Annotated in this window: 3 protein-coding genes; 2 read left to right on the top strand and 1 reads right to left on the bottom strand. The window is 63.3% G+C overall.

Annotated features, from left to right (window positions below; genetic code table 11):
• Positions 1–30: 30 nt before the first annotated feature.
• Positions 31–309 (top strand): universal stress protein, encoded by a 279-nt coding sequence (locus VMR39_RS14915; protein ID WP_325416752.1) that lies wholly within the window; start codon positions 31–33, stop codon positions 307–309.
• Between the two features lie 1,001 nt (positions 310–1,310).
• Here the strand turns inward: VMR39_RS14915 and VMR39_RS14910 are convergent.
• Positions 1,311–1,934, bottom strand: a complete 624-nt coding sequence (locus VMR39_RS14910) for a hypothetical protein (RefSeq protein ID WP_325416751.1) — start codon at positions 1,932–1,934, stop codon at positions 1,311–1,313.
• On the opposite strand from VMR39_RS14910, the gene VMR39_RS14905 reads away from it, so the two are divergent.
• The gene (locus tag VMR39_RS14905) at positions 1,897–7,608 is read left to right on the top strand and encodes a GH36-type glycosyl hydrolase domain-containing protein (protein WP_325416750.1); all 5,712 of its coding nucleotides are present in this window, start codon (positions 1,897–1,899) and stop codon (positions 7,606–7,608) included. The genes VMR39_RS14910 and VMR39_RS14905 overlap by 38 nt on opposite strands.
• Positions 7,609–7,648: the final 40 nt, after the last annotated feature.

The following is a 7,648-nucleotide window of genomic DNA, read 5'->3' as shown; positions in this document are numbered from 1 at the left end:
CTGGATCGGACCAGGTCCAATCTTTCGGCGATGGGCCTTCGCGCTCGCGCGATTGTCATCCGTGGCGGCGACGTTCGCGACACGCTTTGCGCGTTGGTCGATCGCGAAGCGGCTGATCTCGCGGTGATGTCCGCACGCGGGCACGGGCATCAGCATGTCAGGGACGTCCCGTACGGAACGGTTGCCTCCTATCTGATGGCCCATTGCAGTGTCCCGATGCTCGTCCTGCCTTCGGCGAGCCGCAAGGCGCAAATGACTTCGCCTGCCGCCAGCCAGAGCGTGAGATTGCCAACGGCCATTCAGGTCTGATTGATGGCCGATTATGAGGAGCGCGATCCGCTCGCCGGGGCGGCGGAGGAGGTCGCCGACCGTCATCACCTGACAGGACTGCTCGGCAAGTCGGTGCCGCTGGCCGCATGGGCGCATCTCGAGGAGATGAAGACGTGGCTGAGGCAGGCCCGACAGGCGGCCGCCAAGGCCGACAAGCGCGCAGGCGCCGCGGCTGAATGGCTGCTCGACAACGATTATCAGATACAACGCGCCATCCTGCAGATCCGCGAGGATCTTCCCGAAGAGTTCTACGCGAAACTTCCGGCGATCTCCGGGGACGGGCTCGGTCGCCCTCGCGTGCATCAGCTTGCCCATGCCTTGCTGCAGGCTTCTCACCTGCAGGTCTCGCTGAATGGCGCGGTGCTGTTCGTAGAACAATATCAAAAGACGATGCCGCTCAGCATCGCCGAGACCTGGGCCTTCCCGACCATGCTGCGCATAGTCTGCCTGGAATTGCTCATCGGAGGTTTCAGCCACCTCTTCCCGGAGGTCGAGCCGCCCTTTGAGATCGTCGAGACGCCCGACACGGCGATGGTTGGTTTTGACGATACGGAATGCGTCGCGCGCGCAATCGCGAACCTTGGCGTGATCGCGACGATTCAATGGAACGACTTCTTCGATCGAACGAGCCAGGTCGAAGCCATCCTCCGGCGCGACCCGGCAGGCGTCTATCCACATATGGACTTCGATACGCGCGATCGATATCGCCATGCGGTCGAGCAGCTTGCCGACCAGTCGGGACTCCCGGAATGGGATGTCGCCGAGCGTGCCTTGCGCCAGTGCCATAGCAGCGACGAAGCGCCATCGGGCCATGTAGGCTTCTGGCTCATCGATATCGGACGGCCTGCCTTTGCCGACGCGATCGATCCTCGTCCATGGACGCCGGGCTCGATATTGCGACGCGCGCTGCGTTATCCAGGCCTGCTTTATGCAGCCGCCTTGCTGCTCGCGGGCCTTGCGGGCTTTGCTCTACCCGCAGCCTATCTGGTTTCCACCGGCGCCACCGCCGGATCCTGGCTTCTAGGGATCCCGCTCACCCTGCTACCCGCATCGATCCTGAGCATCACCTTCGTCAATTGGCTCGTGACCCACATCGTTCGGCCGAACGTACTCCCCAAGCTCGATTTCAAGGAAGGCATCCCCGAAAGTTCGGCGACGGCAGTCGTGATGCCTGTCTTGGTCGCGCGATTGTCGGACATCGCGCCGCTGCTTCGGCGCCTGGAGGCGCACCGCCTTTCCAATCCCGACGCCGCGCTCGAATTCGTGCTGCTCAGCGACTTCGCCGATGCATCACAGGAAAGTGTCTCGGTCGATGCCGATATCGTTCGCGCGCTGACCAGCGGGATCGAGGAACTCAACGCGCGCTTTGCCAATGCCAAGGGACGTGGGCCGTTCCATTTGCTGCATCGGCCACGACGGTTCAACGCGGCCCAGGGCTGCTGGATGGGCTGGGAGCGAAAGCGCGGAAAGCTTGAGCAGTTCAACGCCTTCATCCTGAACGGAGATGCGTCCCCCTTCAATGTGACCGTCGGCAGCATCGAACGGTTGCGGCGATGCCGTTTCGTGATGACGGCCGATGCCGATACCAGGTTGTCGGCCGGCATCGTCCGGCGACTGGTGGGGACGCTATCTCATCCCCTTAACCGCGCCCACTTCAACGCTGCGACCGGCGCGGTCGAACGAGGATATACGGTTCTTCAGCCGCGCGTTGAGCTGGCGCCGGAAGCGACCGGCCAATCCTTGTTTTCGCGCCTCTACGGGGGCGACACGACCATCGATATCTATTCGCGCGCCGTATCCGACGTCTATCAGGACCTGCTCGGCACAGGCGTCTACGTGGGCAAGGGCCTCTATGATGTGGCGGCCTTTCATCGGAGCCTCGAAGGGCGCGTTCCCGAGAATACACTTCTCAGCCATGACCTGTTCGAAGGACTGCACGGGCGAGCGGCGCTGGTCAGCGATGCGATCGTTTATGAGAGCTTCCCGACCAGCTATCTCGACTTCACCTGGCGCTGGCACAGATGGGTCCGTGGGGACTGGCAGATCCTGCCATGGCTCTTTCCCTTCGTGCCCGGCGGCGATGGCCGATGGCTGCGCAACCGGCTCGGCTGGTTCGATCGGCTGAAGATATTCGACAATTTGCGGCGCAGCATAATTCCAGCGAGTATTGTGGCGCTGCTGGTGGGTGGATGGTTTCTTCTCCATGGGCAGCCCTGGGTCTGGACCTTGCTTGCCGTCATCGCGCCCGGTGCATATCTCTTTACGGACCTCGTGACCGGCCTCGCGCAGGGCCGCCGCCGCGGCGTCATGCAGAACCTGCTGCGACGTCTGGCGGATCACGCGGGTCGCTGGTTTCTCGCTATCGTCTTTCTCGTCAGTGACGCGATGATAGCGCTGCATGCCATTGCCATCACCCTATGGCGTCTCCATTCGGGCCAAAGAAAGCTCGAATGGACGTCGGCCGCCCACATGGCGACGCGCAACGCGGCGCGACATCCGCGACTGGCGGCATGGCGTGACATGGCCGCCTCTCCGGTGTTCGCGCTGATCATCGGCGCGGGTCTGTTCCTTGCGGCGCCCGCTTCCCTGCCTGTCGCGGCTCCCCTGCTGCTGCTCTGGTTCATTGCGCCTGAGATCGCGATCCGGATCAGCCGTCCGATTGAGCCGGCAAAGGACACGCTGTCCGAAAACGATCGAAAGTTCCTGAGACTGATGGCGCGGCGCACCTGGCTCTTTTTCGAGACCTTTGTGCGCCCCGAGGACAACTGGCTGCCACCCGATAACTATCAGGAGCCGCCCGACGAGGAAATCGCGCACCGAACCTCGCCGACCAACATCGGAATGATGATGGTATCGGTCCTCACTGCCTGGCGCCTCGGACATATCGGCCTCAACGAGGTTGCGACACGGCTTCACAACACGCTCGATACGTTGGATCGCCTGGACCGCTACCGCGGGCATATTCTCAACTGGTACGAGACGAGAACGCTCGCGGCCCTGGAGCCCCGATATGTTTCGACCGTCGACAGCGGAAATCTCGCGGTCAGTCTGATCACCGTCGCGCGAGCCCTTCAGGAAGCCAGAAGCTTGCCACCGGTCGCCACGGATTTGTGGCGAGGGTTTGACGACAATATCGAGTTGCTCGCCGAAGCGATTGCGACGATCGACCTCGAAGCGGCCTCCGCCGCCGGCTCGATCCTTGAGGCTATGCGGGAAACCGCCCGCAGGATTGAGGAAGGGAGGCAAGACTGGGCCGAGAGGATCGACGATCTCCTGTCGACCGATCTTCCTCGCCTGCGCGAGCAGATTACCCTGATGGCCGAAAGCGTCGGCGAGGATGAAATCGCCTCCCTGCGGAATGTCCAAGCCTGGCTGGAGCGGCTCGAACATCATCTGTCCGGCATGCGGCGAGACCTTCGGCTGTTCTCGCCCTGGTGGGAGACGCTCGCGCCGCATCCGGCAGAGTGTTCGAACGTCGCGGCAAAAGTCGCCGACCTGTTGGCGAACGACCGGCTGCCGTCCACGCACGCGGGCGCCGCGGCAGCAATTGGCGTCCTCAATGCGGCGAGAGACCAGCTACCGGCGGAAAGCCGGCAATGGGCGCACGATCTCCAGGCGGTGATCGAGGAAGGCCAGGCGGCCCGGCAAGCGCTTCATGACCGCCTCGATGACCTCTCCAGTCGCGCTAACGCCGCCGCGCACGCCATGGACTTCTCGTTCCTGTTCGATGCCGGCAGCCGGCTCTTTCATATCGGCTACAATGTGAGCGCCGATCGAATAGATCCGCACCACTACGATCTGCTCGCCAGCGAAGCACGCCTCGCCAGCTTTTTCGCCATCGCGAAGGGCGACATAGAGCCTCTGCACTGGTTCCATCTCGGGCGGCCCATCACCAAGCAGCACGCAGGCCTGGCGTTGATATCGTGGAACGGCTCGATGTTCGAATATCTGATGCCGAACATCTTCCTGCAGAGCGATCCCCAAACCCTGCTCGGAATGAGTGACCGGACCGCGATTGCTATCCAGATCGCATTCGGGCGGTCACATGATATGCCTTGGGGTATTTCGGAGTCGTCCTTCGCATCGATGGGCGAGGACCGCGTCTACCGATATCACGCATTCGGCGTCCCTGCGCTCGGCCTCCAGCGAGGTCTGGGGCGCGATCTGGTTATCAGCCCCTATGCGACGGCGCTGGCGCTGACGATCCGGCCCGCGCTGGCGACGCGCAACCTTCAAACTCTGGCGGATCTTGGCCTCATCGGCCGATACGGATTTTTCGAAGCGGTCGACTTCACGCCCGAGCGGGCGCCTGACGGTGAACGCTTTGCCGTCGTGCGCTCCTACATGGCTCATCATCATGGCATGAGCCTTGCCGCGCTCGGAAACGCGTTGTGCGATGACATGCTCGTGCGCTGGTTCCACACCGATCCTCATATCCGCACCGTCGACCTGCTCCTTAACGAAAGGATTCCATGGGAGCTGCCGCCCGAGATCGCGCGGCTTGAGGTTCGTGAGCCACAGCCGGAACCCGACGAACTGATTCCGGGCCTTTACGGCTGGGCACGCACTCGGCGCCGTGGGGAGCACGCGTGGCAGATTCTCGGCAATGGCCGGCTTTCGAGCCGCATTCGGACAGACGGTGCAGGTGGGCTGAGCTGGAACCAGCATGCCCTGACCCGTGGGGACGCAGGTTTCTGGATCTATCTGCACGACCGGGATGCAGATGTTACCTGGTCGGCAACGGGCGGCCCCTTTTCTCGACCCGAAGACGCGCCGGAGGTGATCTTCCAAGCGCATCAGGTGGAGTTCCACCAGCGCGCCCACGGCTTGTCGGTCACGACAACGATCAATGTCGCCAATGCCGACGACCTGGAGATCCGGCGTGTCGCTCTTGTCAATGATAGCGATAAGCCCCGGACCATCGAAGTCACGGGCTACGCGCAGATCGTTCTGGCTCCGGCCCAGGACGCGGCGCGCCACCCTGCCTTCAGCAAGCTGTTCGTGGGGGCGGAAGCCTTGCCTGGCAATGACGGCCTGCTTTTCACGCGGCGGCCGCGCAGTTCGGCGGAACGTCCGCCCGTCCTGCTGACCCGTGTGATCGGGGATGAAGATGGCGTTACCCTGCTCGGTCTCGAAGCCGATCGCAGCGCTTTCATCGGACGATATGGGTGCCCCAGGCGGCCCGCATTGTTGACCGGGGAACTGCCTGGTGGCCCGCTCGGCTGGACGCTTGATCCGATCTGCGCGATCAGGATGACGGTGGAACTGCCTCCGCGCGCGCGACGTGAATTCGCCTTCGTCACCATTGCGGCTGGATCCCGGCAATCGGCCCTCGAACTTGCCGAGCGCTTTACCACCCTGCCGTCACTCGACTGGGCTGTGAGCGATACGGCAAGTGCGGCGGCGCGCGAGATGCACAAGCTGGGCCTGCAGCCGCACATCGTGCCGCAGGCGCAGGCGTTGCTGTCCACTCTTCTCACCAGAGCGGCAGAGCCGGGATCGGCCGGCGCGCGCACATTTCGGCGCGGGGACCTTTGGGCGCTCGGGATATCGGGCGACCATCCTATTTTGATGCTGCGTTCCGGAACCGCGGAGCAGCAGGACCTGCTTCGACAGCTTCTCTCCTTCCACAAGCTCATGCGGCAGCGTGGTATGCCGATCGACCTGGTGGTGACGCATGAAGGAACGTCGGGCTATATCGAGCCCGTCCGCGAGCGTCTTCTGGAAGTGCTGAAGGATGCCGGGCTACAGGATCGCCTTGGCACCCATGCCGGGATACACCTCGTCGGCATCGGTCCATCCGATGGCGAGCGGGCGGCGCTTCTCGATCAGGTTGCCCGCCTCATCCTTGACGAAGCCGGCGGCAGCCTAGTCGACCAGCTTGCGCGATACGACCAGCCGCCGCATCCGGGCCCTCTGTTCGCGCCGGTCGGGGCGAACTCCGGTACAATCATGACGGCGCCCGTACCGCGCCCGGCTGATCTGCAATTCGATAATGGGTGGGGAGGCTTCGATCCGGATACGGGCGACTATACTATCTATCTGGAACCCGGTGCGCCGACCCCTGCGCCCTGGGCCAACGTCCTCGCCAACGACGGCTTCGGGACGATCGTGACCGAGGGCGGTCTGGGCTTCACCTGGGCGATAAACAGTGGTGAAAACCGTCTCACGCCGTGGTTCAACGACCCTGTCGAAGATCCTCAAGGCGAACGCCTTTATCTGCGCGATGAGGAAAACGCACGGCTCTGGACGCCGACGCCGCTTCCGGCCGGTGGAGACACGGCATGCCGCATCGATCACGGCCCCGACCGTACGTCCTGGCACCGGCATAGCGAAGGCCTTGAACAGGAGCTCTCCGTCATCGTGCCGACGCACGACACCGTGAAGCTTGTCCGGCTTCGCTTGCGTAATCAGTTGCCGCGTCCGCGCCGGATCACGGCTACCTACTATGCCGAATGGCTGATGGGCGCTGTGCAAGGAGAACAGGCGCCCCTGCGCCGCTCATTCTATGATCCGATCTCGCACGCGATTCTCGGCCAAAATCCCTGGACCGACGAATTTGCCGACCGCATCTCCTTTCTTGCTTCGACACTTCCGGTCCACACGCTCACCACCTCACGCTACGATTTTCACGGCGATGACGCCGACCCCACCAGTCCCCTCGGACTTCTGAACTGGGATCTTGGTCACCGGCAGCATGCTGCCGGTGACGACTGCTGCGCCGCCCTGCAGGTCCATCTTGATATCCCGGCTGAAGGAACCGCAGAAGTTTGCTTTGTGCTGGGGCAGGGCGACGACCTGGATCACGCGCGTGACCTTGTCCGTCGCTGGCAGGACCCATCGGCCTTCGAGACCGCGGCGCGGGAGTGTGCCGGTTTCTGGAAGGACAGGCTGGACGCGGTGCAGGTCAAGACGCCCGATCCCGCCTTTGACCTGATGGTCAACCGGTGGTTGCCGCACCAGTCGCTCAGCGCCCGCATCCGCGCCCGCGCGGGCTTTTATCAGGCGAGCGGCGCTTTCGGTTTTCGCGACCAGCTGCAGGATGTTCTGGCACAGATCCATGTCGATCCGAATGCAACACGGCAGCATATCCTTGCCGCGGCTGCCCATCAGTTCGAGGAAGGCGACGTGCTGCATTGGTGGCATCCGCCATTGGATCGCGGCGTCCGCACGCGCTGCTCGGTCGAAGGCCCATGCTCTACGAAGGGAAACCTCGGGGCCATCGCCTCGGGGGCGGTGGCCGCTCCTGCTCAGGGCAGGGGCTGCGGGGGCAGGTAACGACTGCGACGCCTTTGCTCCACGATGGAGCGGGCCAGGA

Origin of the sequence: Sphingobium sp., from assembly GCF_035511395.1 — a bacterium.
Taxonomy (GTDB): Bacteria; Pseudomonadota; Alphaproteobacteria; order Sphingomonadales; family Sphingomonadaceae; genus Sphingobium.
This window is presented reverse-complemented; position numbering and strand designations above follow the sequence as displayed.